Below are 1,122 nucleotides of genomic sequence, written 5' to 3'. Positions count from 1 at the left end.
AATAGCCTGACGACTCAAGACAAAGCGAAATCAATGATGGGACGCATTAGCCGCGACAATCTCGTGCTGTTTGGTTTGTTGGCGGGTCTTTCCACGATGATGATCTTGTTCATCTTGATGCCATTGTGGGCGATGCTGGCCAAAAGCGTACAAAACAGCGATGGAGAGTTTGTTGGGTTAGCCAACTTTGCGACTTATTTTTCTTCTTCAAGCTTGTGGGTTTCCGTTGGTAATACGTTTAGTTTGGGACTCGTTGTAACGACGGTGGTCGGTATTCTGGCCTTTGGTTACGCTTACGCACTCACGCGTTCATGCATGCCATTTAAAGGTCTATTTCACATCTTAGGTACCGCGCCAATCCTTGCCCCCTCACTTTTGCCTGCGATCAGCTTGATCTTCCTCTTTGGCAATCAAGGGGTTGCAAAAGAGCTACTTGGTGGTCACTCAGTGTATGGTGTGATTGGTATTTCAATGGGTTTGATCTTTTGGACCTTTCCTCATGCTCTGATGATTTTGACCACTTCGCTGCGTACTTCCGATGCCCGTTTGTATGAGGCCGCTCGTGCTCTAAAAACCTCACCGATGAAGACCTTTTTTATGGTGACGTTACCTGCGGCGAAATACGGTTTGATCAGCACTCTAATTGTCGTATTCACGTTGGTGATCACCGATTTTGGTGTGCCGAAAGTCATTGGCGGAAGCTACAACGTTCTGGCGACCGACATCTTCAAACAAGTGGTGGGCCAGCAAAACTTTGCCATGGGTGCAGTAACCAGCATCATGCTGTTATTTCCTGCGGTAATGGCGTTTGGTGCGGATCGTTGGGTGCAGAAAAAACAAAAGAGCTTATTCGACACGCGCTCGGTGCCTTATCAACCAGAACCCAACAAAACGCGTGATGGCCTTTGCTTCGTATACTGTTCACTGATTTCTGTCGCAGTACTGGCAGTGTTAGGCATGGCGGTGTACGGCTCTCTAGTGACATTTTGGCCGTGGAATAAAGCGCTGACGCTGAACAATTACAACTTCGCAGAGATGAGTACCTATGGCTGGAGCCCATTCTTCAACTCGCTAACGCTGGCAGGTTGGACTGCGCTGATTGGTACCGCTGTGATTTTCGTC

Annotated in this window: 1 protein-coding gene; it reads left to right on the top strand. The window is 48.4% G+C overall.

Annotated features, from left to right (window positions below):
• Positions 1-1,122, top strand: a 1,122-nt coding sequence (locus tag R7190_RS25700; RefSeq protein ID WP_318137657.1) for an ABC transporter permease subunit, incomplete at both ends; no start/stop codon positions are given.

Source organism: Vibrio sp. 1078-1, assembly GCF_033340475.1.
The sequence above is the reverse complement of the archived record's forward strand: the minus strand, read 5'-3'. Positions and strand labels throughout refer to the sequence as shown.